The 25,974-nt window shown below is 65.8% G+C and carries 18 protein-coding genes; 14 read left to right on the top strand and 4 right to left on the bottom strand.

Going from position 1 to position 25,974, the window contains the following annotated elements:
• The first annotated feature begins 19 nt into the window (after nt 1-19).
• Entirely contained in the window at nt 20-1,399 is a 1,380-nt protein-coding gene (locus N4264_RS24235; protein ID WP_261694779.1) for a sigma-54-dependent transcriptional regulator, read from the top strand.
• Between the two features lie 175 nt (nt 1,400-1,574).
• Here the strand turns inward: N4264_RS24235 and N4264_RS24230 are convergent, their stop codons facing one another.
• Nucleotides 1,575-2,471, bottom strand: coding sequence for a lysophospholipid acyltransferase family protein (locus tag N4264_RS24230; RefSeq protein WP_261694778.1), 897 nt, complete (start codon nt 2,469-2,471; stop codon nt 1,575-1,577).
• Nucleotides 2,472-2,554: 83 nt separating this feature from the next.
• On the opposite strand from N4264_RS24230, the gene dtd reads away from it, so the two are divergent.
• From dtd to N4264_RS24215, 3 genes are all read left to right on the top strand, one after another.
• Nucleotides 2,555-2,995, top strand: a complete 441-nt coding sequence (gene dtd, locus N4264_RS24225; RefSeq protein ID WP_261694777.1) for a D-aminoacyl-tRNA deacylase — start codon at nt 2,555-2,557, stop codon at nt 2,993-2,995.
• A 105-nt stretch (nt 2,996-3,100) separates the two neighbouring features.
• Complete coding sequence (gene rpoD, locus N4264_RS24220; RefSeq protein ID WP_261694776.1) at nt 3,101-4,966, top strand: RNA polymerase sigma factor RpoD; 1,866 nt, start codon at nt 3,101-3,103, stop codon at nt 4,964-4,966.
• 126 nt (nt 4,967-5,092) lie between these two features.
• Nucleotides 5,093-6,094, top strand: coding sequence for a dienelactone hydrolase family protein (locus tag N4264_RS24215; protein WP_261694775.1), 1,002 nt, complete (start codon nt 5,093-5,095; stop codon nt 6,092-6,094).
• 173 nt (nt 6,095-6,267) lie between these two features.
• On the opposite strand, the gene N4264_RS24210 is transcribed toward N4264_RS24215, so the two are convergent.
• The gene (locus N4264_RS24210) at nt 6,268-8,352 is read right to left on the bottom strand and encodes a polysaccharide lyase family 20 protein (protein ID WP_261694774.1); all 2,085 of its coding nucleotides are present in this window, start codon (nt 8,350-8,352) and stop codon (nt 6,268-6,270) included.
• A 289-nt stretch (nt 8,353-8,641) separates the two neighbouring features.
• Here N4264_RS24210 and N4264_RS24205 point away from each other — a divergent pair, with 289 nt between their 5' ends.
• Nucleotides 8,642-10,048: a short-chain fatty acid transporter gene (locus N4264_RS24205; protein WP_261694773.1), complete on the top strand. Its 1,407-nt coding sequence runs from the start codon at nt 8,642-8,644 to the stop codon at nt 10,046-10,048.
• A 256-nt stretch (nt 10,049-10,304) separates the two neighbouring features.
• Nucleotides 10,305-13,229, top strand: a complete 2,925-nt coding sequence (locus tag N4264_RS24200; RefSeq protein ID WP_261694772.1) for a TonB-dependent receptor — start codon at nt 10,305-10,307, stop codon at nt 13,227-13,229.
• A gap of 55 nt (nt 13,230-13,284) precedes the next feature.
• On the opposite strand, the gene N4264_RS24195 is transcribed toward N4264_RS24200, so the two are convergent.
• Both N4264_RS24195 and N4264_RS24190 read right to left on the bottom strand, forming a co-directional pair.
• On the bottom strand, nt 13,285-14,685 hold the full coding sequence (locus tag N4264_RS24195) for a metallopeptidase domain-containing protein (RefSeq protein WP_261694771.1): 1,401 nt from the start codon (nt 14,683-14,685) through the stop codon (nt 13,285-13,287).
• 175 nt (nt 14,686-14,860) lie between these two features.
• The gene (locus N4264_RS24190; protein WP_261694770.1) at nt 14,861-16,036 is read right to left on the bottom strand and encodes a phosphoglycerate kinase; all 1,176 of its coding nucleotides are present in this window, start codon (nt 16,034-16,036) and stop codon (nt 14,861-14,863) included.
• A 187-nt stretch (nt 16,037-16,223) separates the two neighbouring features.
• Between N4264_RS24190 and plsY the strand changes: the two genes are divergently transcribed.
• The 8 genes from plsY to N4264_RS24150 all read left to right on the top strand — a co-directional run bounded on the left by plsY (nt 16,224) and on the right by N4264_RS24150 (nt 25,968).
• Nucleotides 16,224-16,847 carry a glycerol-3-phosphate 1-O-acyltransferase PlsY gene (gene plsY, locus N4264_RS24185; protein WP_261694769.1) on the top strand — a complete coding sequence of 208 codons (624 nt, stop codon included), beginning with the start codon at nt 16,224-16,226 and terminating at the stop codon, nt 16,845-16,847.
• Nucleotides 16,847-17,815 (top strand): biotin--[acetyl-CoA-carboxylase] ligase, encoded by a 969-nt coding sequence (locus N4264_RS24180; protein ID WP_261694768.1) that lies wholly within the window; start codon nt 16,847-16,849, stop codon nt 17,813-17,815. The genes plsY and N4264_RS24180 overlap by 1 nt, the downstream gene beginning before the upstream one ends.
• On the top strand, nt 17,812-18,573 hold the full coding sequence (locus N4264_RS24175) for a type III pantothenate kinase (RefSeq protein ID WP_261694767.1): 762 nt from the start codon (nt 17,812-17,814) through the stop codon (nt 18,571-18,573). Before N4264_RS24180 ends, N4264_RS24175 begins: the two co-directional genes overlap by 4 nt.
• A gap of 37 nt (nt 18,574-18,610) precedes the next feature.
• Nucleotides 18,611-19,279, top strand: a complete 669-nt coding sequence (locus N4264_RS24170) for an SPOR domain-containing protein (protein WP_261694766.1) — start codon at nt 18,611-18,613, stop codon at nt 19,277-19,279.
• 81 nt (nt 19,280-19,360) lie between these two features.
• Entirely contained in the window at nt 19,361-20,377 is a 1,017-nt protein-coding gene (gene ahr, locus N4264_RS24165; protein WP_261694765.1) for an NADPH-dependent aldehyde reductase Ahr, read from the top strand.
• Between the two features lie 142 nt (nt 20,378-20,519).
• Entirely contained in the window at nt 20,520-21,245 is a 726-nt protein-coding gene (locus N4264_RS24160; RefSeq protein WP_261694764.1) for a DsbC family protein, read from the top strand.
• A gap of 212 nt (nt 21,246-21,457) precedes the next feature.
• Nucleotides 21,458-25,318, top strand: coding sequence for a phosphoribosylformylglycinamidine synthase (purL, locus tag N4264_RS24155; RefSeq protein WP_261694763.1), 3,861 nt, complete (start codon nt 21,458-21,460; stop codon nt 25,316-25,318).
• The gene (locus tag N4264_RS24150) at nt 25,315-25,968 is read left to right on the top strand and encodes an exosortase H-associated membrane protein (protein ID WP_261694762.1); all 654 of its coding nucleotides are present in this window, start codon (nt 25,315-25,317) and stop codon (nt 25,966-25,968) included. Before purL ends, N4264_RS24150 begins: the two co-directional genes overlap by 4 nt.
• The last annotated feature ends 6 nt before the right edge of the window (nt 25,969-25,974 follow it).

Here is a 25,974-nt window from a genome sequence, read left to right as displayed (position 1 = left end):
TTTGCAACAGGGGGCGGGCATGGCATCCGGTCAGATTCTCGTCGTCGATGACGAACCCGATATTCGCAGCCTGATCAAGGAGATCCTCGAGGACGAGGGGTACCAGGTCAGCACCGCCGAGAATGCCGAAGCCGCGCGCGAGGTGCGTCGCCAGTCGCGGCCCGACGTGATTCTGCTCGACATCTGGATGCCCGACACGGACGGCATCAGCCTCCTGCGCGAGTGGGCGGAGCGGGGCGGACTGCCGTGCCCGGTCATCATGATCTCCGGTCACGGCACCGTGGAAACAGCGGTCGAAGCCACGCGCCTGGGCGCGTATGACTTTGTGGAAAAACCCATTTCGCTTGCCAAGCTGCTGCTGACGGTCGAGCGGGCGTTCGAGGCCGGCCAGCTCAAGCGCGAGAACGAAGGGCTCAAACGCCAGGTGCCGGTACCACTGGAGCCGGTGGGCTCGTCGCGGCCGATGCAGGCCCTGCGCGGCCAGCTCGAACGCCTGGCGGGCCACGATACGTGGCTGCTGATGATGGGCGAGCCGGGCAGTGGCAAGGAGTCGCTGGCGCGCTGGCTGCACGAGAAGAGCGCGCGGCGCATCGGGCCCTTCGTGACTGTCGCGCCGGGCTCGCTGGCACGCGAGCACGCCACGCAGGCGCTGTTCGGTCTGGAAGACAGCGGTGGCGTTCAGCAGGGCCTGCTGGAGCAGGCCAATGGCGGTACCCTGTTTCTGGACGAGGTCGCCGAGCTCGATCCGGAGCTGCAGCTGCGTCTTTCCTCCACGCTCGAACGCCGTGAGCTGATCCGTTGCGGCGGGCGCGAGCCGGTGAACCTCGATATCCGCGTCGTCGCGGCCACCGCGCAGGATCTGGACAATCTGGTCGCCGCCGGCCGCTTCCGCGAGGAGCTCTACTATCAGCTCAAGGTCGTCCCGCTGGCCGTGCCTGCGCTGCGCGAGCGCGTGGAGGACGTTCCCGAGCTCCTGCAGTACTACGCTGACTTTTTCGCCAACCGCGACAAGTTGCCTTATCGCCTTTTCCCGGTCGCCGTGCAGAACCGCCTGCGCAACTATGGCTGGCCTGGCAACCTGCGCGAGCTGCGCAACCTGGTGCAGCGGCTGCTGATCCTGGGCAGCGTGCCCGAGGTGGATCTGATCGAAGTCGAACAGGCCCTGGGACATGGCGCCGGCACTCGCGCGCCCCGCGGCGAGGGATTCGACATCGACTACGGGCTGCCCTTGCGCGAAGCCCGCGAGCAGTTCGAGCGTGTCTACCTGCTCCGCCAGCTCCACGAAGCCGGCGGCAGCGTCGGAAAACTGGCGAAAGTCGTCGGGATGGAGCGCACGCACCTCTACCGCAAACTGCGCGACCTCGGCGTGGACGTCAAAGCGGTCGCCCGCGAGGACTAGTGGCCTGTCACACTCGCATCGGAAGTGACTGACTCGTTCTGCCGCGCTGTACCTGCTTCTCATTCGGGCTGTAGCGCTGCTACGGCCCCTCACACCGAAGCGACGCCCAGCACGACCAGGTCACTCCCGATTCTTCGGTTACAGGCCACTCGCAGTCGGGCCCGTCACGGCGTGATCAACCGCGCCAATAGGGGTTGTGCTCGTCCGGGCTCGGCCGGTACTGAAACCGCTTGTAGTGCCACTGGTACTGCTCGAAGGCGAGGTTCACGCATGCTTCCACGCCGTGGTTGAGGGCGGTGGTGGCGGCGCGCAGGTCCGCCGCGTCGATGCCCGCGGGCGCCGGGCGAAAACGGATGCGATAGCCGGCGCCCTTCGGCAGGCGCTCGGCGAAGGCGAACAGCACGGTGGCGCCGGTGCGGTGCGCCAGGCGTGAAACCAGCACCATCGTCAACGCTTCGACGCCGAAAAACGGGGCAAACTCGCCATCGCCCTGCTTGGGCGACTGGTCCGGCAGGATGCCCACCACGCCTCCCGACTGCAGCCGCTTGTAGAGCGTGCGCACGCCGGCGCCTTCCGCCCGCACCTGCTCCGGCTTGAGTTCGCCGCGCGCGCGCAGCAGCAGCGGCTCGATCTGCGCATGCCGCGGCGGCCGATAGACGATGGCGATCGGCGTGCGGCTGCACAGCCAGATGTTCAGAAGCTCCCAGCAGCCCAGGTGTGGCGCGGCAATGATCAGTCCCTTGCCGCCGTCGAGCGCAGCCTGGAACAGCGCCTCGCCGTCCACTTCGCGGACCAGCTCCAGGGCGTTGCGGGCGCCGCCGCCCCATACCTTCGCCACCTCGACGATGGACTTGCCCGTTTCCTGCATGGTCCGTTGCGCCAGCCGGTGACGTTGTTCGGTGCCCAATTGCGTAAGTACGAGCGAGAAGTTGATTTCGGTGTGGCGGCGCAGCCGGCCACGACTCCACCACAGCAGCCGGCCCAGCCCCGCGCCGCAGGCGTGCAGGAACCGCAGCGGCAGGCGGCCTGCCAGCTGCAGCAGGAAATAGAGGATGGCGATATTCCAGCGCATGGGAACCTCACATGGTAACGGCCGGATTGACCCTGTGACCATGCTTTCGCACCATCGGCGGATCCCGATTGAAAAGGACAGCGATGATCGCCCTGATCCAGCGCGTCACCAGCGCGCGCGTCGACGTGGACGGAGAGACGGTGGGGGCCATTGGACCAGGTCTTCTGGCACTGGTGGCGGTGCAACCAGAAGACGCAGAACCACAGACACAGCGGATGCTGCAACGAATTCTGGGCTATCGCGTCTTTTCGGATGCGGAGGGCAAGATGAACCGTTCGCTCGCCGACACGGGCGGCGGATTGCTGCTGGTATCCCAGTTCACCCTGGCCGCGGACACCAACTCGGGCATGCGGCCCAGCTTCTCGACAGCGGCAACACCCGCGGAGGGCGAATTCTGGTTCAACCGACTGGTCGAAATGGCACGGCAGGCACACCCACGGGTGGAAACCGGGCGATTCCGGTCCCATATGCAAGTGCACCTCGTCAACGACGGGCCGGTGACCTTCCGCCTGGAAGTGCGTTGACCGGATCTGGCCCGAAAACGCGTTTCGCTGTAACGGAATACCCCCGCCGGCTGCCCTTGACAGCCTTCCTATAATCCACAGTCTTTGCCTCCAGCCGATAAACACATGGCCATCGAAAACACCACACAGGATCAGCAGTCCGATCTTAAGCTCTTGATTGTAAAGGGGCGTGAGCAAGGCTATCTGACCTACGCCGAAGTCAACGATCACCTCCCCGACGACATCGTCGATCCGGAGCAGATCGAGGACATCATCGGCATGATCAACGGCATGGGCATCGAGGTGCATGAGATCGCACCGGATACCGAGCTGCTGACCCCCGATGCGCCCTCGGCCGTGACCGACGATGAAACCGCCACCGAAGAAGCGGTGGCCATGCTGGCGGCCGTCGACGCCGAAGTGGGCCGCACCACTGACCCGGTCCGCATGTACATGCGCGAGATGGGCACGGTGGAACTGCTCACCCGCGAAGGCGAAATCGCCATCGCCAAGCGCATAGAGGAAGGCCTGACCGCGGTGCAGACCGCCCTGGCCAGCTTCCCCTGGTCGATCCAGCTGCTGATCGAGGAATACGACCAGCACATCGAGGGCAAGCGTCGCCTGTCCGAGGTGGTCGCCGGTTTTGCCGATATCGAAGAACCCGAGTCGGCCATCACCGAGGCCATGCTGGAAGCCGAGGACGGCCCGGCCGTCGCAGCCAAGGATGACGAAGACGAAAACAACGGCGACGGCGAAGAAGCCGCCCCGGGCGAAACCGGTCCGGATCCGCAGGAAGTGGCGCGCCGCATGGACGAGCTGCGCCAGCTCTACGGCAAGTTCCAGAAGACGGCCGAAAAATACGGCCTGGCCGACAAGAAGGCCCAGAAGCTGCGCGAGCAGATGGCCGAGTCCTTCCTCAAGCTCAAGCTGCCGGCCGTGATGATCGACAGCTTCGTCAAGAAGCTGCGCGACGTGGTCGGCAACATCCGCAACCACGAACGCATCATCATGGACCTGTGCGTCAAGTTCGCGAAGATGCCGCGCAAGGATTTCCTGCGCGCCTTCCCGGGCCACGAGATCGACCTGGAGTGGACCGAAGAACTCATCCGCAAGAAGCAGAAATGGTCTTCGGGCATCCGCGCGCACAAGGATGAAATCGTCTCCGAGCAGGACAAGCTCGTCGGTATCGAGAAGGGCCTGTTCCTCTCGCTCACCGACATCAAGGAGATCAACCGCGCGATGTCCATCGGCGAGGCCAAGGCCCGCCGCGCGAAGAAGGAGATGGTCGAGGCCAACCTGCGCCTGGTGATCTCCATCGCTAAAAAGTATACCAATCGCGGCCTGCAGTTCCTCGACCTCATCCAGGAAGGCAACATCGGCCTGATGAAGGCCGTGGACAAGTTCGAATATCGTCGCGGCTACAAGTTCTCCACCTATGCGACGTGGTGGATCCGCCAGGCCATCACCCGCTCGATCGCCGACCAGGCCCGCACCATCCGCATTCCGGTGCACATGATCGAGACGATCAACAAGCTCAACCGCATCAGTCGCCAGATGCTCCAGGAAATGGGGCGCGAGCCCACGCCGGAAGAGCTGGCCAAGAAGATGGAGATGCCGGAAGACAAGATCCGCAAGGTGATGAAGATCGCCAAGGAGCCGATCTCCATGGAAACGCCGATCGGTGACGACGAAGACTCGCACCTGGGCGACTTCATCGAAGACACCAACGTCGACTCGCCGGTGGATTCGGCCACGTCCACGGGCCTGTCCGAAACCGTGCGCGACGTGCTCGCCGGCCTGACGCCGCGCGAAGCCAAGGTGCTGCGCATGCGCTTTGGCATCGACATGAACACCGATCACACGCTGGAAGAAGTCGGCAAGCAGTTCGACGTGACCCGCGAGCGTATCCGCCAGATCGAAGCCAAGGCCCTGCGCAAGCTGCGCCATCCGAGCCGTTCGGAACAGCTGCGCTCGTTCCTCGACCTGGATTGATTGCTGGTTCCGACCGGCGGCGTTCGCCGCCGGTCGGATGCGGGCCGTGTATCCGCCGGCGCCGCCCCTCCCGCTGCTATCCTGCCTGGCCTCCGCGGGCCCTGTTCTGCGGGAAGGAAGGTAGCCATGTCTGAAACCACCGTTCGACACACCCGCCTGAAACCTCTGGCCAGTGCGCTGCTCGGTGGCCTGCTGGCGGCCACCTGCATGCCGACGATGGCCGTCCTGCCGGAAGGCATCATTACCGACTCCTTCGAGCCACTGCCGACCGGTAACGCCAACACCCCGGTAGCGCTGCCGGAAGGTTGGCAACTGCACGGACGGCTGTACCTTCCGCCCGCCGGCGTTGCAGCCACCGGGGCGGCCGTGCTGGCGCATGGGTGCAGTGGCCTGTGGTCGAACGGCGTCGTCGACAGCATCGGCCAGACACATGTGGAACGCTGGGGGCGCAAGCTCGCCAGCCTGGGCGTCATCACGGTAGCCATCGACAGCTATTCCGGCCGCCAGCCGGATGGCGTCAGCAACGACGAATTCCAGCTGCAGTGTTCCGGAACCACCTGGGCCGGCGCTGTGGATTCGTATACAACGCGCGCCGATGACATCGTCCGCGCGGTCGGCTGGCTCAAATACCGGTTCGGTGCCCGTGCCGCGAACGCGGTGGCGGTAGGCTGGTCGCAGGGCGCGCAAAGCCTGATGGTGGCCACGGCCGAAACCGGACGTTTCGCCAATACCTCCCAGTTCACGGCACCCGGCAGCGATCGCTACGTGCCCGCGGCGGCGGCCATCTTCTATCCCGGCTGCGGGCAGAACATGGGCTTTCTCGCGACATCGAGCATCAGTACCAGCTACTGGCGCCCGCACGTCCCGCTGCGGATGAATCACGCGGCGCTCGATCCCTTCGAGCCCAATTGCGCCACGCGGATGAATCGCGCCGCCAGCGAATACGGCTCCACCCCGCAGTCCACGCACTGGGCGCAATACGTGATGTTTCCCGGCGCCGAGCATTCTTTCGATCACACCGGCAACACGCAGTGGCCGGTGTCGACCTGCAACGACCCCACGGATGATTGTGCGATGCGCACGGCGGATATCGAATCGCTGGCGTTTCTGCAGCAACAATCGCAGTAAGCCCATTGAGTCAGTGTGGATTTCCGTTCGAACCTTGCCTGGATTTGCGTGGCGCAGGGATAAGGCGTAAGCATCAAGCCCATTCAACACGTAGCGACGGCTTTCGTTTGATGCGGCTGCCGTCGACCGGCACGGGCCGGGCACCCGCATGGCGGACGCCCGGCCCGTGCCGCCTACGGCACGACCGCGGGCGGCTGAATCTCTCGCACCGACATCAGGCGCAGGGACGAATCGGTGTTATCCCAGCGCCAGGTCACCCAGGGGCCGCCCCAGAAGATGATCTGCTGGTCGGCGACCCCGCAGGTCGCGCCGTTGGAACCCCAGCGCGTCTGCGGATGGTCTTCGCGGACCCACACCGGTTGCGTGCCCCAGTGGTTCATGGGATTGCCGTTGGCGTCGATGCCATCCAGATCGAGGTATTGTTCCAGGCGCACACCGGGCTGGCCGTTGCGCGTGAACTCGTAGCGTACGAACTTGATGCCCAGCCAGCGATCACGCTGCTCGACGAAATTGACGCCCCCGTTGACGGGATGCCAGCCGTTGTCCGGATGGAAATCGTAGTTGACGTGCCAGGATTCCTTGGCGAAACGCACATCCGCGTCACGGTAGTGGTACGAAGCCTTGTAGGCGCTGCCGGTACAGCCGTTGCCGCTGCCCGGGTGGCGGCCGCCGTTGCCGTACATCGTCCAGTCCATGTCGTCTTCGTCGCCGGCTGGGGTATTGAGCTTGAAATACCCGGTCATCTCGTAGTTCTTCCAGTCGTTGGTCGAACACATGTAGCCGCGTTGCAGCGCCAGGGCCTGGTCGGTAATGCCTTCGCAGCTGCTCACTTCGGCCGATACGGTCATGCGCACCTGTCCGGACTGGCGCACCACGGTGTTCTTGCCGGTGCCGCTCACGGTACCGAACTGGCGGATGCGGGTCTGCCAGTCGTCAAAGCCCAGCGTCCAGTCCTTGGCGCGGCCGGCGCGTGACGGATAGATCTGGTGAACGCCGTTGGGGTCGGTGCCACCCGTGACGGCGCCTTCAAAGCCGTTGGCGAACAGCGTATCCGCCACGGCCAGGTTGCAACCGAGGAAACTGAAGTTACCGGTGCCCGCGGCGACGACCCAATGGCTCAACTGGCTGACTGTCTGCTGCGTGGTTCGGAACGCGTAGTTGTTGGCGATGCGCACCTCGGTGCCACCCGCGGGTGTGACGTAGGCGCTGAAACGATGATTGATCACGTCGACCACCAGCCGGATGTGGTAGCTGCGCTGCGCCTCGTAGGCGAGCGCGCTGTCAGCGACGTAGTTGTCGCCGTTGCGCGCCAGAATGCGTCCGGTCTCGTCATCAAACAGCACAGCGACGGCCAGCTGGTCCCACGCGCCGGAGGCAGGCGCGCCGTTGGCCAGTCCGAGTGCGCCGGATGTGGGCACTGTCGGTGGCGTGACGTCGGCTTCCAGTGTCACCTGGCCGGTCGCCGGCTGCGGCAGTGCCACGGACTTCCAGTTGCCGGAGGTGGCCTGCTGGCAGTTGCCGTTGTCGGGCGTTCCCGGTGTGGCGGCTTCCTCGTAGGTCGTGGCTTGCACCAGCCCGGTGTGGAACAGCATCTGTTCCTGGGCGATCGATTCATCGCGATACAGGCCCATCTTCAGGTAGTTGGTGTCGGCGGCGTTGTACAGCGTGCGGATGAACCGCTTGGGCACCACCTTCACACCGTCGTACCACAATTCCACAAAGCCGACCGATGCGTTGGCGGACCACTTGATATGCAGCACGAAGCGGTGCCACTGGCCCGCCGTGACCGGACGCATCGTCCAGACGTTCTGGCCATTGACGATGAAGAACAGCGTATCGGGCAGCGGTGCGCCGCAATCACCGCTGCTGCAGCCCAGCACGAAGCGCACCGGCGGCGCGCCGTTCGAGCCGGGGTGGTGCCACTGCATGAACACCTGCCAGGCCGGAACCATCGGATAATTCGACGGCCACAGCGTGCTCCAGCCGTAATAGAACTCGGTGCCCTCCGAGGCGCCGTCAAATTTCACCAGTTCGTTGCGGTTGCCGCTGGCGTTGATCGGATCATCGCCCTGGCGCACTGTCACCTGCGCGGCGTAGCGCAGGCCGCCGGGCAGGCCGGGCCGTTCGACGACGGTGAAACGGTCGGGACTGACTATGTGCTGCGTGTCGTACTGGCTGAGATTTCCCGTCTGGAAATCACCGCGCCACAGGACCGTCGCCATGGCGGGCGAAAGCATCAGCGCGAACAGGAACGACAACGACAGCAGGTATCGGACCGCCGCGGGGGGGCCGCAGGACAGGGGCGTGCGTCGGGCATGGGATCCTCCGCGATGATTGACCAGAACGCTCTCCTGGGCGCTCGCAGGAGCGCGCGGCCTGGTGCCAGCGCAGGTGTGACCGAGTGCACGATTGCCGATAGCCGTGGCGAAAGGGCCGACCATTGAGCAGGCCGGCGCCCTTGGGTACTCTCCCGTGGATAGTGCGGTCGAGGCGCCGGCCCGGCGGGTGATGGCGTGCACTTGTTGACGTTTCCACGATGGGACCGCCATGGGAATGATGACTCTGCAGCGGATGGCATCGCGTTTCACCACCTGGGCCGAGCGGTGGTTTCCGGACGCCTTTGTCTTCGCCCTGGTGGCCCTGGTGCTGGTATGTGCGGCTGCGGTCGTCAATGGCGCCCCGCTGATGCGCGTGAGCAAGGCTTTCGGCGACGGCTTCTGGTCGCTGATTCCCTTCACCATGCAGATGGTGATGGTTGCTGTGAGTGGCTATGTGGTGGCCGTATCGCGGCCGGCCGCGCACGTGATCGAGTCATTCGCCGGATTACCGCGCACCGGCCGCGGCGCGGTCGCGCTGGTGGCGGCGCTGAGCATGCTCAGCTCCCTGCTCAACTGGGCACTGAGTCTGATTTTCAGCGGACTGCTGGTCCGCGCGCTGGCGCGCCGCGAGTCCCTGGCGATGGACTACCGCGCGGCTTCGGCGGCGGCCTATCTCGGCCTCGGCGCGACCTGGGCGATGGGGCTTTCCTCGTCGGCGGCGCAACTGCAGGCGAATCCCGCCAGCCTACCGCCCGCCTTGCTGTCAGTGACGGGCGTCATTCCGTTCTCGCAGACGCTGTTCCTGTGGCAATCGCTGCTGCTGACAGCGGTACTTGTCGTCGTTTCCGTGATCATCGCGTACGGATCGGCGCCGGGCGCGGAATCGGCGCGAACGGCGCAGGCGCTGGGAATTGACGTCACCGAGCCGCAGACCGTCGATGCGCCCCCCGCGCGACCGGGCGAATGGCTCGAGTACTCGCCGCTGCTGACGCTGCTCGTCGTCGCACTGGGGCTCGGCTGGCTGTGGCAGGAGTTCGGCCAGAAAGATCCCCTGACGGCGATCTCCGGCTTGAACACGTATAATTTTCTCTTTCTGATTGTCGGCATGGCGCTGCACGGCCGTCCGCGCCGCTTCGTCGAGGCGGTGACCCGTGCCGTGCCGACCACCGGCGGCGTCCTGATCCAGTACCCATTTTTCGCGGGCCTGGCGGGCGTGCTCACGGGCGCCGCCGCGCTTGACGGCAGCACGGTGTCGACGGCTGTCGCGCACGGATTCGTGACCATCGCCAACGCCGATACGTTTCCCCTGCTGATGGGCGCCTACTCGGCGGTGCTGGGCCTGTTCATTCCCTCGGGCGGCGGCAAATGGCTGATCGAGGCACCGTATGTCATGCAGGCGGCGGTCGATCTGAAGGTGCACCTGGGCTGGGCGGTACAGGTCTATAACGCGGCCGAAGCCCTGCCCAACCTGGTCAATCCGTTCTGGATGCTGCCCCTGCTGGGCGTCGTGGGGCTCAAGGCGCGTGACATAGTCGGCTTCACCGCCTTGCAGCTGCTGATCCACGTTCCCGTCGTTCTCGGATTGCTGGCGCTGCTGGCCACCACGCTCACGTATATCCCGCCACAAATCCCGTAGCGGGCGGTTGCCGCAATCGCGGCAACATGACCGGGGTGTTGCCGGATTGCGCGCCAATTTTGGCATTTCGCTCCTTCGCGAAACCGCAAGCCATCAAGACGAAATCTTTCGTAGCGGCGAGGATCTCTCCTGGCGAGCCTGCTGGCTGCCGCCGCGGTACGCGGCTGGCCGGGGCGTCGCCCGCTTCATCGTCGCGGCTGTTCGGGCCCTTCCCGCCACGGTGGATTCTCGCAACCAAGCAGGATGGAGAGGGGCCATGTATCAGGGTTATGTGTCACCGGCGCAAGGGACGCTGCGCCGTCGCGGACTGGCGTTGGCACTGCTGGCCGTATTGGCCAGCGGTGCTGCGCTCGCGCAGAACACCGGCGGTTCGATCTACGGATCGGCGGCTGCCGGCGCCACGGTCGTGGTGGAGAATGTGGACACCGGCTTGAAGCGCGAAGCAGTCGCCGATGCCGAAGGGCGTTATCGCTTCGCATCGTTGCCGATCGGAACCTATCGCGTCCATAGCGGCGAGGCGGTGCGCGAGCAGGTCACCGTCAATGCGGGTGTCGGCACGGAAGTCGGGCTCGTCGCGCAAGATGCCGCGACGCTCGCTGCCGTGTCTGTGCAGGCCACACGTTCGGTTTCGCCCATTGACGTGGCGTCGGTGGAATCGACCACCGTCATTACGGCCGACCAGATCGCCCGGCTGCCGGTGGCGCGCAACGTCACGGACGTGGCGCTGCTGGCGCCCGGTACGGTAAAGGGCGACACGGCCTTCGGAAACCTGGCCTCGTTCGGCGGATCGTCGGTCGCCGAGAACGTCTACTACATCAACGGGTTCAACGTCACCAACATCTACCAGGGGCTGTCCTATACGCAGCTGCCGTTCGAGGCGGTGCAGGAGCAGCAGGTCAAGACGGGTGGCTATGGCGCCGAATTTGGCCGCTCCACGGGCGGCGTGGTCAATCTGGTGACCAAGCGCGGCACCAACAACTGGAACTTTGGCGGCAACGCGTACTGGAGCCCCGGTGAGCTGCGTGATCATTCGCCGGACGTCTACGATCCAGACGGCGACCTCTACTACTTCTATAGCAAGGACACGCGCGAGGAGCTGATCTACAACGCCTTCGTCAGTGGTCCCGTGGTCAAGGACAAGCTCTTCGTCTACGCCCTTTACCAGGGCACCGACGGTTCCGAGACCAACTATGGCCTGAGCACCGTTTCGCCGGAGAAGCGCAACGATCCGCTGGGCTTGCTGAAAGTCGACTGGAACATCACCGACAACCATATCGTTGAGCTCACGGCGCTCACCGACAAGCGCAACAACGACTACACCAAGTACACCACGACACCGGGCACTGATCGCAAGCTCGCCCGGGTTGGCGAGGGCAGCTACCAGGAAGGTGGCGAGAACACGATTCTTCGCTATACCGGCTATTTCGGCGAGAGCTTCAACCTCTCCGCGCTGTACGGCGAGGGCACGTTCAGTCGCGCCGAGTCCAACTCCAACGCCGATTGCCCGTACGCGCATGACGCCCGTACGGGTACGGCGATCAGCATCGGCTGCTGGGTCGACAGCACCGTGCCGAGCAAGGACAACCAGGACGAACGCAAGGCTGGCCGCATCGACCTGGAATGGCAGCTCGGCGATCACCGCCTCCGCGGTGGATTTGACAGCGAGCGCATCACCACCAATCACATCTCGAAGCTGTCCGGTGGTGTGTACTGGCGCTATATCACGGTGGTGCCGGGCGCACGGTTGCCCAATGGGGCGACAGTGCCGGACGGCGTGACACAGGCGGCGCGTTCGCGCGTCCGCAACGAAGGCGGCAGTTTCGAAGTGGAGAACACCGCCCAATACCTGGAAGACAACTGGCAGATCAACGACAAGCTGGTCGCCTACCTGGGCCTGCGCAACGAGACGTTCGAGAACCGCAATGGCTTTGGCCAGAGCTTCATCAAGGCCGACCAGCAACTGGCGCCGCGCCTGGGCCTGAGCTGGGATGTCAACGGTGATGGCTCGATGAAGGTGTTCGCCAACGCCGGTCGCTATTTCCTGCCCATCCCGACCAATGTGAACGTGCGCGTATCGGCGGGCCTGACCGACTACTACGAGTGGTTCCAGTTCGGGCCGAACTCCGGTTTCGATCCGCGCACGGCGCTGCCGACCAACCTGGGTCCGCAGATCGGCGGGCGCTACACCTACAGCGATGGCCGTGCCCCCAATCCGCTGACGCTGGCCGACCAGGAGCTGCGTCCGATGTACCAGGACGAGTGGATCCTGGGCTTCCAGAAGCAACTGGCGGACAACTGGTCGATCGGCCTGCGCGGCGTGCAGCGCCAGCTCAAGTCGGCGATCGAGGATACCTGTCAGAAGGCGGGCATCACCCGTTGGGCGCAGGAGAATGGCTACACGAACTTCAACGCCAATTCCCTGCCAGCCTGTGTGATGCTCAATCCAGGTCGCGATGCCGCGCTGTACCTGGATCTGCAGGGCGACGGCAACCTGTCCCTGGCGACCGTGCCCGCCGCGTATTTCGGCCTGCCGCGGGCCGAGCGTACCTATCGCGCGCTGGAGTTCTTCTTCGAGCACGGCTTCGACGACAAATGGTTCCTGCAGGGCTCCTATACGTGGTCCAAGAGCTTCGGCAACACCGAAGGCTTCGTGCGCACGGACAACGGGCAGGTCGACGCTGGCAATACCACCGCCTTCGACCGACCGGGCCTCACCGACGGCGGCAGCGGCAATCTGCCGAACGATCATCGCCACGCGCTCAAGGTCTTCGGTTACGTGCAGGCGACGGACGAATGGATGTTCGGCGCGAGCTTCCGCACCACGTCGGGACGGCCGCTCAATTGCATCGGCGTTTATCCCGAAAACGGCCCGGACACCGAGGCGGCGGAATACGGTGCCGCGTCGTTCTACTGTGGCGGCGTCCTCAAGCCGCGCGGCAGCGCCGGCAACACGAAGTGGATCAGCAATCTGGATCTGTCGGTGGGTTACACGCCGCAGTGGGCTGACAATCTCACGTTGGGCGTGGACGTCTTCAATGTCTTCAACTGGAAGCGCCCGACGGAGCTGAGCGAAGATTTCGAAACCGGCGAGCGCACGCCGCTCAAGACCTACGGTCTGCCGGAGCGTTTCCAGGACCCGCGCTACGTGCGGTTCTCGGCCCGCTACGACTTCTCGCTGTAAGCAAAACGGCCCGCGCAGCGATGCGCGGGCCGTCTTTCACCTGGGATGACGCGGCTTACTGGAAACCGTTCTTGAAGATCGTGTCGTTGGCGACGTTGCCGCGGGTCACGGTGATCGTGAAACCGTTGGTCGTTGCCGTGTCGACGCGCACGCTGAAGGCGTTGTTGGGTGCCGTGTAGGTTTCGCCGACCTTGAACATCGAACCTTCATTGTTGGCCACATTGGCCGGCGGGGTTTGCGCGTCGACGCTCCATGAGGGTTCGCCGCGCGTAGTGTTCACCTCATGGATGATCACCGCGTCGCCGGCGAGGTTGCCGTCGTAGTTGCCCACGCGCTTGCGCGCTTCGATGATGTAGTAGTGGGAGTTGGGCTGGCCGGCCAGCATGACCTGCACCACCTGCAGCTTGGTCGAGCCGATGAGGCTGGCGCGATCAAGTTCCAGCGCGTACACGCCGTCGGTCGAAATCGTCTGCTTGCGCGCCGCGTCGACGAAGCCCAGGCGTTCACGCGAGTACATGTTCAGGTGCTTGGCCAGCACGCCGTAGGTGGCATCGCTGGTCGCATTGTTCCAGGCGCTGCTCATCACATCCCAGGGGTTGTCGTAGGGATCGGAATCGCCGTCGGAATTGTTCGCGTGGGGCAGGCCGTAGCCATGGCCCATTTCATGACTGAGCGGTGCGGAGTTGTTGAACGACCACGGCGGGTTCCAGGTCGAGCTCCAGCATTTGTTCACGCCGTCGAGCGTCGCGCAGCGGCTGCCGCCCCAGGCAAAGCCATCCAGGTCGCCGTTGAACATCATGTTGATGCCCTGGGCGCCGCCGTTCACGGCGAAATTGACCGTCGCATTCGCCGCGTTGGTGCAGTCGGTGAACAGCTGGCCGAGGTTGGCGCTGCCGCCGGAAGGCACGTAGAACGAACGCGGTTGCGGCAGCGTGAACCATCCATAGGCGCTGCTGCCGGTGAGATTGATCTTGTTGTACGACACTTCGCGCCAGTAGTGATCGAGCTGCCCGGTGGCATTGCCGTACTGCCCGGCGAAGTACGACACCGGCTTCTGTTCGGTGGCGATGTCGTTGAACTTGCACAGGATGGTGATCCACACCGTCGTGCCGCTGATCAACGGTTGCGGCGCGGCCCTCGGCGAGAATTCCAGCGACGCCGGAACAATGGCCTCGGCCTTGAGTCCGGACGGCAACGCGGCCGCTTCGTTGAGCTCGACGGCGACGCGCTGGCCTACCAGGCTGTAGAGATCGCCGGCGGCTGCCAGTGCCTGGTCGGGGTCGAGCGCGTAGCGGTGGCCGGCGTCATCGACCAGGTTCACCCGGAACTGGGTGGCGGCCTCCGAGCCGGGGTCCGCATCCCCCCACAGCAGTTCCAGAGAGCCTTCGACGGGCGCGGCGACGGACGCAGCCGCGGGAAGCAGGGCCAACAGCAGGGCAAAACGAGTGAACGCCATGACACGACGACGCAGGGAGAGTAGGGGCATCCTAGGCCCGGAATTGCGCCGATTCTGCGTGCTGGTCGGCGTCTTTTGACCACCGGTAACACTGTTTACGACCGTTCACACCATTGGCCCCGGAAACCGGGGCCAATGGGGTCCGCGACGGCGGTAGAGCCCGCTTGCGGCGGCCCTAGCCGGCGCGGGCGCGCAGCGCGGCCACGGCGGGCAGTTCCTTGCCTTCCAGGAATTCCAGGAAGGCGCCGCCGCCGGTGGAGATGTAGCTGATCTTGTCTTCCACGCCGTACTTTTCGACGGCGGCGAGCGTGTCGCCGCCGCCGGCGATGGAGAAGGCCTTCGAGTTGGCGATCGCATCCGCCAGGCGCTGCGTGCCCTTGCCGAACGCGTCGAACTCGAACACGCCGACCGGGCCGTTCCACACCACCGAGCCGGCCTTGGCGATCATCTGGGCATAGCGGCCGGCGGTCTCGGGGCCAATATCCAGGATCATGTCGTCGGCGCTGACGTCTTCGACGCGCTTGACGGTCGCCGGTGCATCGGCCGCGAACGCGGGCGCGACGACCACGTCGGTCGGCACAGGCACTTCACCGCCACGCGATTTCGCATCGGCCATGATCTTGCGTGCCGCATCGAGCAGGTCGAGTTCGACCAGCGATTTTCCGACCGGGTGACCGCTGGCGGCGATAAAGGTGTTGGCGATGCCGCCGCCGACGATGAGCTGGTCGACCTTCTGGATCAGCGTTTCCAGCAGCAGGAGCTTGGTCGACACCTTGGAGCCCGCGACGATCGCCAGCAGCGGGCGCGCCGGTTGTTCCAGGGCCTTGGCCAGTGCATCCAGCTCGGCCATCAGCAGTGGGCCGCCGCAGGCGACCTTGGCCTGGCGGATCACGCCGTGCGTGGAGGCCTGCGCGCGATGCGCGGTGCCGAAAGCATCCATGACGAAGATGTCGCAAAGTGCGGCGTAGCGCCGGGAAAGGGCTTCGTCGTCCTTGTTCTCGCCGGGATTCATGCGGCAATTTTCCAGAAGTACCACTTCGCCTTTGTTGACTTCGACGCCATCAAGATAGTCACGCACCAGGCGCACCTGGCTGCCCAGCGCCTCGCTCAACCAGGCGGCGACCGGTGCGAGCGATTCGCTTTCCTCGAACACGCCTTCTTTCGGGCGCCCCAGATGCGACATCACCATCACGCGGGCGCCGGCGTCGCGGGCGCGCAGGATGGTCGGCAGCGCGGCATCCAGGCGCTGCGTCGCGGTGATGCGACCGTCCTTGAGCGGCACGTTGAGGTCTTCACGGATCAGGACGCGCTTGTCGGCCAGATCAAGTTCGGTCATGCGCAGGATGGGCATCGAAGGACTCCATTCGGAAGGGGCGGGCGGAAAAGGGCGGCCGGGAAGGGCGCTTGGCCAAGCCGCGAATTACAGCGGGGCGCCGTGCGCAATGCAAACAACGGGGTGTCGCAACCGGCGGGCGCGGCTATCCCGCTGGCGGGCCGATCGCTTAGGCTTCGCGTTCGGCCTGGGCTGCGGACGCGGCATGATCTTCCTATTCAAGCTCGTGATCGCCTACCTGCTCGGCTCCGTTTCCGGCAGCCTGGTCCTCGGCCGGCGCCAGGGCGTGGACATTCGCACGCAGGGCAGCGGCAACGCCGGCGGCACCAATGCGCTGCGGACGCGCGGCTGGCGTTTCGCGCTGGGCGTGGTGATCATCGATATCGGCAAGGGAGCCCTGGCGGCGGCAGTGGGCCTGTACGCTGCGGCCCAGAATCCCGCCGTTGCCTGGTCCTGCGGATTCGCGGCCGTGCTCGGGCATGTCTTCCCGGTGTTTTTCGGATTCCGCGGCGGCAAGGGCGCGGCGACGCTCGTCGGCGTGGTGCTGGCCCTGCACCCGGTAATGGTGCTGCCGCTCCTGGGGGCGTGGTTGCTGGTGCTGACGGGCACCGGCTACGTCGGACTGGCGACCGTGACGGCGTCCGTCGTGTATCCGGTTGCCGTGGCCCTCCTGGTACCGGCTGATCGCACGCAGCTGCTCTTTGCGCTGGCCTCGGCGGCGCTCCTGGTGTGGACGCATCGCGGGAACCTGGTCCGCCTGCGCCGTGGCGTGGAGTACCGCTTCGAGCGCGCGCGTCTGTTCCGGCGCCTATTCAGGAAATGGCGCTGATGCAGCCAAAAGAACTGGTCTTGGCATTGTCAGACGGCAAAGCCTGCTCAGGCAGCGCCCTTGCCGCGCGCTTCGGCGTGACGCGGGCCGCGGTCTGGAAACGCATCGAGGAATTGCGCGCGGCTGGCCTTCCCGTCGAAGGAGCCGCGGGGCAGGGGTATCACCTTGCGGCACCGGTGGAGTTGCTGGATCCAGACCGCATCCGCGGGGCGATGAGCGCTCACGGGCGGGCGCGGTTGGGTGTGATCGACGTGCACTGGGAGATCGATTCCACCAACAGCGAGTGGATGCGGCGTGCAGCGACGTTGCCGGATCTGTCTGTCTGCACTGCGGAACGGCAGAGCGCGGGGCGTGGGCGCCGCGGGCGGGCTTGGCAGTCGCCGGCGTGTTCCAATGTATATCTGTCCCTGTTGCGGCGTTTTGATGCCGGCATGGGGGCGTTGTCCGGCCTGAGTCTTGTCGTCGGCGTTGCGGTCGCCGAGGCGGTCCGTGCCGTGGGTGCCAGCGGCGTCGGCCTGAAATGGCCCAATGACGTCCTGGCGGACGGGGCGAAGCTGGCGGGCATCCTGGTGGAACTCGGCGGCGAGTTCCTCGGCCCCTGCCATGCGGTGATCGGCATCGGAGTGAATGTGCAGCTGCCCGATGCCGCGCGTGCTTCGATCGACCAGCCCGCCATCGATCTGGCCACGGTGTGTCGGGCCGTGCCCTCGCGCAACACGGTCATCGCCGCGCTGCTCGACCGGCTCGTGGAGGACCTGGATACCTTTGAACGGGATGGATTCGCGGCATTCCAGTCGCGTTTCGAAGCGCTGGATGTGCTGCGTGACCAGGCTCTGGCCGTGGCCGATCCACGCGGTGTGCAGTCGGGCATCGGCGCCGGCGTGGACGACCGCGGCGCGCTTTGTCTACGCCAGGGCGCTACGATCGTGCGTTTCGACAGCGCCGAAGTCACGGTACGCAGGACATGAATCTTCTGGTTGACCTGGGCAATTCGCGCCTGAAATGGGCCTGGGCGGAGGGCGACACGCTGACTGTCGGCGAGCCGGTCGATCACTCGCGGCCGCTGCAACCGCAGCTGGAAGTGCTGTGGCGGCAGGCGCCACCGATCGGGCGCGCGCTGGTGGCATCGGTCGCGCGGCCGCGCCTGGAGGCGGAGCTGGCGCAGGCGATCCACGCCTGCGTCGGCGTGGAGCCGGAGTTCATCGCCAGTGCGGCATCGGCCTGCGGTGTGCACTCGGCGTACGCCACGCCGGAAAAGCTGGGCGTCGACCGCTTCGTCGCGATGATCGCGCTGCATGCCAGGGCAGCCGTGCCCGTTGTGCTGGCCAGTGTCGGCACGGCCCTGGTGCTGGATGCGCTCGACGCCGACGGCCGGCATGGCGGCGGTCTGATCGCGCCTAGCCCGATGCTGATGCAGGAGGCCCTGCTGGGGGCCACGGCGCGGGTCAGCGCCTCCTCGACCGCGCTGACCGTGGAGATGGCCGCCGATACGGAAGATGCTGTCCGCTCCGGTTGCTGGCTGGCGGCGGCCGCCCTGGTCGAGCGCTTCTATGCCACTGCCGCTGCCCGGATGGCGCATCCGCCGGTGTTGGTGATCGCCGGTGGCGCGGCCGCCGAGCTGGCGCCACTGGTGCGGGTGCCGTCGCGGATCGAGCCGGACCTGGTGCTGCGCGGTCTGGCCGTCATGGCGCGCTCCGGCTGCGCCAAGCCATTGCCGAACCGGTAGAATCCGCCGACCCCCGACTCCAGGCTGCCCCGATCGGATGTTCCTGCGCGCCCTGTTCATGCTTCTGCTGGCCCTGAATCTCGGGGCTGCCAGCTGGCTGTACTTCATGCCCAAGGCGAGGCAGGCGGATTTCGAGGCCACCGATGCGGGTATCACGCGGCTGGAACTCCTGGCCGAGCGCGAACCGGCCGGCGATGCCGCCAATTCCGAGCTGGCCGAAGCGCCGGTGACCCGTGCCGTGGCCGGCACGGAAGTGTGCCGCAGCATTGGTCCATTGCCTTCGCAGGCGGATGTGCGCAACGTGATGAACAAGCTGGCGCCGCTGGTGCGGCGGATCCAGTCGCGCGAGGCCCGCACCACCCAGCCGCGGGGCTACTGGGTCTACATTCCGGCACTCGCCAGCCGTGAACAGGCGCTGGGCGTCGCGCGGCAGCTGTCCACCAAGGGTGTCCGCGATTACTACGTCGTCACGGCAGGCGACCAGCAGAACACCATTTCGCTCGGCCTGTTCCGCGACCAGAACAACGCCGAGCGCCGGCGCACCGAAATCGCCGGCCTGGGATTCACCCCGCAGTTGATCCAGCGCACGGAGGACCTGCCGGTCTACTGGATCGACTTCGCCGAAGACCCCGCCCGGCCGGTCAACTGGCATGCGCACCTGAGCGAACTGACGGAGCTGAAGGAACAGCCGGTCACCTGCTTCTGAGTGAGGGTGGCGGAACAGACGCCGTCGCCGATGCCGGTCGTGGATTACTCTTGCCGGGTCCATCTCTCAGGAGGCACCGCCATGTCGACGATACGAGCCTGGGCCGCGCCGGCCGCGGGAGCGCCGCTGGAACCATTCACCTACACGACGGGCCCGCTGGGCGCCGACGAGGTGGAGATCGCCGTCGACTACTGCGGCCTGTGCCACTCCGATCTCTCCATGCGCGACAACGAGTGGGGCCGCACCACGTATCCGTTCGTTCCCGGCCACGAGATCGTCGGCCGCATCGTGGCCTGTGGTGCGGCGGTGAAAGGGCGGGAGGTGGGGCAGCGCGTGGGGCTGGGGTGGTTTTCCGGCAGTTGCCAGTATTGCCATTCCTGCCTGCGCGGCGACCAGCACCTGTGCGGTAGCAGCCAGGAAACGATTGTCGGTCGCCACGGGGGATTCGCCGAGCGTGTGCGCAGCCATTGGCTCTGGGTCACGCCGCTGCCGGAAAGCCTGGCGTCGGAGGCCTGCGGCCCGCTCTTCTGCGGCGGCATCACGGTGTTCAACCCGATCCTGCTGGCCGGCGTGAAGCCGACAGACCGGGTCGGGGTGGTCGGCATCGGCGGGCTGGGGCATCTCGCCATCCAGTTTCTGCGCCGCTGGGGCTGTGAGGTCACCGCTTTTACCTCCAGCGAAGCCAAGCGCGACGAAGCGATGGCGCTCGGTGCGCACCAGGTCGTACCGAGCAACGACAAGTCCGCGATCAAGCGCTGGGCAGGCTATTTCGACTTCATCCTCGTCACCGTCAACGTGGCGCTGGAATGGCCCGCGTTCACGGCGGCACTGGCACCGCGCGGCCGGCTGCATTTTGTCGGCGCGGTGCTGGAGCCGATCCAGCTGCCGGCCTTCAGTCTGATCGGCGGGCAGAAGTCGGTGGGCGGCTCGCCGGTCGGCAGTCCCGCTACCGTTGAGACCATGCTTGGCTTCTGTGCGCGGCACGCGATCGCGCCGCAGATCGAGGTATTTCCCATGTCCCGGGTCAACGACGCGCTGGCGCACCTGGCGGCCGGCAAGGCGCGCTACCGCGTGGTGCTGAAAGCGGATTTCGACTGATTGGCGACGGCCGGCGCGCTTGCGGCCGCCGTTCACAAAGGGCACTCTCTACCGCCTGTCCGGAAGTCCGATCGGGCGCGGGAACTATTGGTTTGCCGCGCTGTCCGGAGTTTGCCTACGCATACCACCAGAGGATGTTGCGATGTTCACCAAGCTCAGCCTGGCCCTCGCCTTCGCGGCGGCGACCACCACCGCCTTCGCGGCCGAGGACAACAAGGCCATTACCGACGCCATCCACTCCCTGGTGCCGAATGCGAAGATCGACTCGATCTCCAAGTCCGCCCTGCCGGGTTTCTCCGAAGTGGTGACCGGCGGCCAGGTTGTCTATGTCAGCTCCGACGGCAAGTACCTGCTCCAGGGCAGCCTGTTCGACATCGCCAACAAGAAAGATCTCACCGAGTCGCGCCTGGCCGGCATCCGCAAGGAGCTGATCGACCAGGTACCCAAGTCCAAGCGCATCGTTTTCGCACCGAAGGACCCGAAATACACCGTGACGGTGTACACGGACATCGACTGCGGCTACTGCCGCAAGCTGCACGAGAACATCGCCCAGTACAACCAGCAGGGCATCGCGCTCGAATACCTGTGGTTCCCGCGTTCGGGCGTCGGCACGCCGTCCTATGACAAGGCCGTATCCGTCTGGTGCGCGTCCGACCGCAATCGTGCCTTCACCGACGCCAAGGCCGGCAAGGATCCGAAATCGGCCAAGTGTGACAACCCGATCGCCGAACAGTTTGAACTGGGCCAGCGGGTTGGCATCAACGGCACCCCGACGATCATTGCGCCGGACGGCACCCAGATCGGCGGATACCTCCCGCCTGAAGCCATGCGCCAGCGCCTGGACGCCCTCGCCACGGCGTCCAAGTAAGCACGCCATTGCATGATCGAAAGCGGCCCCGGAAACGGGGCCGTTTTTCTGTATGGCGGGATGCGGGCCGTCGCCGGGCGGGTTGGCGAGGGCTCCGGATGTAAACAACGTCCCGGCGGGCGAGTCCGGTTCAGTCCCAAAGATGGCGAGCGCCCGACCCCAGCGGTTATCATGCGCGCCCTTCTGAGAACCCCTCTCCGGAACGGCAATCCATGATCGTCCTTGACGGGCAACCTGCCCTGTCCGCCTTCCGTCTCGACCGCCTCAATCGTCAACTGGCCGAGATCGTCCGTGCGACGCGCCTTGTCAGCGCCCGCTTTGTCTACTTCCTCGATGCGCCCGATGGCTTGACCGACGAGGTGCGCCAGCGTATCGGCGACGTGCTCGAGGCCCGGCCCGGGCCCGCCGGCGCAGCCACTCTGTGGGTGGTGCCGCGCGTGGGAACGATCTCGCCGTGGTCGACCAAGGCCACCGATATCCTGCGCGGCTGCGGTTTCCCCGTGACGCGCGTGGAGCGCGGCCAGGCGTTCCAGATCGACGGCATTCCGGCCAAGGGCACCGCCGAGTGGAAGGCGCTGGTCCGCGTGCTGCATGACCCGATGGTGCACTCGGTCCTGACGGACCTGGCCGATGCCAACGGGCTGTTCCTGGCCGGAAATCCCGGTCCGCTGGCGCACGTGGCCCTGGGCAGCGACGGCATCGCCGCGCTTAACGAAGCCAACCAGCGCCTCGGACTGGCCTTGGCCGCGGACGAGATCGAATACCTCGCGGCGCGCTACGGGGAATTGCAGCGCGATCCGTCCGATGCCGAACTCATGATGTTCGCGCAGGCCAACTCCGAGCATTGCCGGCACAAGGTGTTCAACGCCAGCTGGACCATCGACGGCCAGGACCAGGAAAAGTCCCTGTTCGCGATGATCAAGCACACCCACCAGACTTCTCCTGCGCACACCCTGTCGGCCTATTCCGATAACGCTGCCGTGATCGCCGGCAGCGAAGGGCAGCGTTTCTTCGCCGACGCCGACGGCGTCTACCGGCCGCATGCCGAACTGATCGACTATGCGATCAAGGTGGAAACCCATAACCACCCGACGGCGATTGCGCCGTTCCCAGGCGCATCGACCGGTTCGGGTGGCGAGATCCGCGATGAAGGTGCGACTGGCCGCGGTGGCAAGCCAAAGGCCGGCCTGACCGGCTTCTCGGTGTCGCACCTGCGTATCCCCGACCTGCAGCGGCCGTGGGAGAACGACCGCGCCCTGCCACCGCGCATGGCCTCGGCCTTCGAAATCATGCGCGACGGCCCGATTGGTGCCGCGTCCTTCAACAATGAATTCGGTCGTCCCGCGCTCGGCGGGTATTTCCGCTGCTTTGAGCAGGAAACGGGCGTGCCGGGCGTGCGGCGCGGCTACGACAAGCCGATCATGATCGCCGGTGGCCTGGCCAACCTGCGCCGTGGCCACGTGCAGAAGCGGAACCTTTCGCCGGGCGACGCCGTGATCGTTCTGGGTGGCCCGGCCATGCTGATCGGCCTGGGCGGCGGCGCGGCTTCATCGGTGGCTTCGGGCACGAGTTCGGAAGAGCTGGATTTCGCCTCCGTGCAGCGCGACAACCCGGAGATGGAGCGCCGCTGCCAGGAAGTTATCGATGCGTGCTGGGCGCTGGGCGAGGGCAATCCGATTGTCAGCGTGCATGACGTGGGTGCGGGTGGCCTGTCCAATGCCATTCCCGAACTGCTGCACGACTCACACGTCGGTGGCCAGATCGACATGGCCGCGATCCCCTGCGATGACCCGCAGCTCACGCCGATGCAGCTGTGGTGCAACGAATCGCAGGAGCGCTACGTGCTCGGCCTGCCGCGCGGGCGGCTGGCCGAATTCGAATCGATCTGCGCGCGGGAACGCTGTCCCTACGCCGTCGTGGGCGAGGCAACGGCGGAAGAACGCCTGACCGTTCGCGACTCGCGCCGCGACCTCACCGTCATCGATCTGCCGATGGACGTGCTGTTCGGCAAGGCGCCGCGCATGCACCGCAATGCCAAGCGCAAGGTGCCACGCGTTGACCTGGTCTCCGATTGTTCCGGCCTGACCATCGCCGACGCCGTACAGCGCGTGCTGCGGTTCCCGGCCGTCGGCTCGAAGTCGTTCCTGGTGACCATCGGCGACCGCAGCGTTGGCGGCCTGTGTTCGCGCGACCAGATGGTCGGTCCCTGGCAGGTTCCCGTGGCCGACTGCGCCGTGACCCTGGCCGATTTCGACGGTTACGCCGGCGAAGCGATGTCCATGGGTGAGCGCACGCCGGTGGCGGTGCTCTCCAGCGCCGACGCCGCGCGCATGGCGGTAGGCGAGGCCCTGACCAACCTAGCAGCCGCACCCGTGGCCAGCCTCGGCGAGGTGCGCCTGTCCGCCAACTGGATGGCGGCCGTCAACCATCCGCACGAGGATGCCGCCCTGTTCGATGCCGTGCGCGCCGTCGGCATGGAGCTGTGTCCGGCCCTGGATATCTCCATCCCGGTCGGCAAGGACTCCCTGTCCATGCAAACGGTGTGGAACGACGGACAGCGCGAGCAGAAGACCGTTGCGCCGGTATCCCTGATCGTTACCGCTTTTGCCCGCGTGGGCGACGTGCGCCGTGCACTGACGCCGCAGCTGCGCCTGGACAAGGGCGAAACGGAACTGTGGCTGATCGACCTGGGCGCCGGTCGTAACCGCCTGGGCGGATCGGCCCTGATGCAGGCCTTCAACCGCACCGGCGGCGTGCCGCCGGACCTGGACGACCCGGCCCAGTTCAAGGCCTTCTTCCAGTGCATCCAGGAAGCCAATGCCGCAGGACTGCTGCTGGCCTATCACGACCGCTCGGACGGCGGCGTGCTGGTGACTCTGTTCGAAATGGCCTTTGCCGGCCATTGCGGGTTGTCGATCGGCCTGGACGGCTGGGCCGAGCACACCCTGCGTGCGCTCTTCTGCGAAGAGCTTGGCGCGGTGGTACAGGTGCGCCGCGACGACGTGCCCGCGTTCAAGGCACTGCTGGAGAAGCATGGCCTTGCCGGCCTTGCGCACATGGTCGCGCGCCCGAAAGAGAAACTGCAGATCAGCCTGCGCCTGGGTGACGACAGCCTGGGCCGTTGGGAATGGTCGGAGCTGATGCATGCCTGGTCGGAAACCAGCCATGCGATGCAGCGCCTGCGCGACAATCCGCAGTGCGCCGACAGCGAGCTCAACTGGCGCTGTGACCCGGAGGATCCGGGCATCTCGCCCAAGCTCGTGTTCAATCCGTCCGAAGACATTGCTGCCCCGTATATCGCCAAGGGCATCCGCCCGCGCGTGGCGGTGCTGCGCGACCAGGGCGTCAACGGCCAGATCGAGATGGCGGCCGCGTTTACGCGCGCCGGCTTCGATGCGGTCGACGTGCATATGTCGGATCTGCAGAACGGCCGTCGCCACCTGGCCGATTTCGTGGGCCTTGCGGCCTGCGGCGGGTTCTCCTATGGCGACGTGCTGGGGGCAGGGCGCGGCTGGGCAACGTCGATACTTTTCAATAATGTATTGCGCGACCAGTTTGCTGCGTTCTTCGCCAATCCGGGCAACTTCGCCCTGGGGGTCTGCAATGGATGCCAGATGCTCTCGACGTTGAAGGACATCATCCCTGGCGCCGAGGCCTGGCCGCGCTTCCGGCGCAATGCCTCCGAGCAGTACGAGGCCCGCTTCGTGACGCTCGAAGTGCAGGAGTCCCCGTCGGTCTTCTTCCGCGACATGGCCGGTTCGCGCATTCCGGTGGTGGTCGCCCACGGCGAAGGCCATGCGGAGTTCGCCCAGGCCGGCGACCACAAGCGCGTGCAAACCTGCCTGCGTTTTGTCGACAACCGGGGCAGGGCGACCGAGACCTTCCCGCTCAACTCCAACGGTTCGGTCGCCGGCATCACCGGTATCACCGCGGCGGACGGCCGCGTGACGATCATGATGCCGCACCCCGAGCGCGTGTTCCGTGCTGCCCAGATGAGCTGGCGCCCGGAAAGCTGGACCGAAGATTCCCCCTGGATGCGCATGTTCCGTAACGCGCGCGTATGGGTGGGATGACGCTCAGCCCGCTCAAGAAGTTCATGCTGGCGGCGCTCGCCTGGCTGCCGCTGTGTTTCTTCATCTGGTGGTGGGCGTCGAACCTGTTTGTCATGCTGCCCGTATTCCTGGCGGGCAAGGTGCTGACCTGGGGCTGGCCGGAGGTGATCACCTCGGTCAGCCGCGGGTTGGACGTAGCCGGCAAGCCGACCATGGATGTCCTCACCAGCATCCTCGTCACCCAGCCGGGGCCCGACGGCCGGTCGATGTCCGGCTTCATGGAACCTTCGGTCTATCCGCTGATCTACGGATACTCGCTGCCCCTGTACCTGGGGTTGTGCCTGGCCACGCCACAGGATGAGGAGCGTCGCTGGGGCCATGTGGTCATCGGTTGCCTGGTGATCTGGCTGGCGCAGGCGTTCGGACTGGTCGCCGATGCGCTCAAGACAATTGTGATGGGCTCCGGCCCGCAGGCGACCGCAGCGGCCCAGGCGGCCGGGATAAGCGTCGAGCTGGTTGCCCTTTGTTACCAGTTCGGCTATCTGATCCTGCCGACGGTGGTTCCGGCCGCGCTCTGGCTCGGTTTGAACCGCCCTTTCATCGAAGCATTGACGGGTCGACGTTTTGGGGAACCCCCGGGCGACAATGCCGGTCGAAGCGCAGCCCCATAGGAAAGA

The organism is Tahibacter amnicola (assembly GCF_025398735.1).
Taxonomy (GTDB): domain Bacteria; phylum Pseudomonadota; class Gammaproteobacteria; order Xanthomonadales; family Rhodanobacteraceae; genus Tahibacter; species Tahibacter amnicola.
This window is presented reverse-complemented; position numbering and strand designations above follow the sequence as displayed.